Consider the following 1,136-nt stretch of genomic DNA (forward strand, 5'->3'; position numbering starts at 1 on the left):
TGGAGTAATCAGACAAGAGAGCGCAGATTCCATCGGGGCCAAAGAAGAGAAATCTTCTATTTAAAGGCCGGATACATGCATGCAACCTATTACTAGTCTTGACTATCATTTTTATTCTTGCATCTCTCGGCGAGTCCATACATGCCCCTGTTAAAACGGACATATTCCCTTAGCTCCTAAGATATAGGAGTATTTCTAGTATTATGACTATGACTAAGCCAGATAAATTGCATGTGATTACCTCGATTGAGAGGCGCAGGCGGTGGAGTATTTTTGAGAAGAAGGCGATTGTAGAAGAGACCTATGAGGCTGGGAAGAGCGTTTCCTATGTTGCTCGTAAGCATGGTATAGCAGCTTCTCAGGTATTTTTATGGCGCCGTAAGATGGAAGAAGGCGCTCTTGAGGGAGTTAGTTGCCAAGAAAAGGTCATTCCTGAGACTGAGCATAAGCAAGCTTTGGAACGTATCAAACGATTAGAGCGTTTGCTAGGACAGAAGACAGAAGAAGTCGAGATTTTAAAGGAAGCGATCAAGATTAGCCGCGAAAAAAAACTGGTTTGGCGCAATCCCTTGCTTGCAGAAGGAGGTTCTCAATGAGTCGAATTTGTAAAGCTCTTGAAGTCTCTCGCTCCAATCTTTATGAGCGCTTAAAGAAGCCATCAGGCACGCATAAACAAAGAGTTATGATTCAAGACCAAAAACTGCTACCTCTCATTCGTCAGATTACAGATGAGCGTCCCACTTATGGTTATAGGCGAGTAACAGCGCTTTTAAGAAAATCTTTGAATGAAGCCATTAATCCAAAGCGAGTCTATCGTATCATGAAAGAACATAGCTTACTTTTACAAAAGTATGGGAAAAGACCTGTTTGTGTTCATGATGGAAAGATCATTACTTTGAAGAGTAATTTACGGTGGTGTTCGGATCATTTTAGCATTCAGTGTTGGAATGGAGATCAAGTTCATGTGGTCTTTGCTCTTGATTGCCATGGGAGTATTTAACCAACTGTGTCAGTTCTGATAATGTAATAATTATTTTGGAGAAAGGACTGACAAATGGAATTAGAGAAGAAAGAGACCTCATTTAACTTTGAGGATTTTAAGAATCAAGCGATTTCTGATTTAAAAGCAGGTAAGG

General features: G+C 40.6%; 2 protein-coding genes. Both read left to right on the top strand.

Annotated features, from left to right (window positions below):
• Positions 1–203: 203 nt before the first annotated feature.
• Positions 204–596, top strand: a complete 393-nt coding sequence (locus J0H12_00030) for a transposase (GenBank protein MBN9412301.1) — start codon at positions 204–206, stop codon at positions 594–596.
• Entirely contained in the window at positions 593–1,000 is a 408-nt protein-coding gene (locus J0H12_00035) for an IS3 family transposase (GenBank protein MBN9412302.1), read from the top strand. The genes J0H12_00030 and J0H12_00035 overlap by 4 nt, the downstream gene beginning before the upstream one ends.
• Positions 1,001–1,136 lie beyond the last annotated feature (136 nt).

This window comes from Candidatus Paracaedimonas acanthamoebae, assembly GCA_017307065.1.
GTDB lineage: Bacteria > Pseudomonadota > Alphaproteobacteria > Caedimonadales > Caedimonadaceae > Paracaedimonas > Paracaedimonas acanthamoebae_A.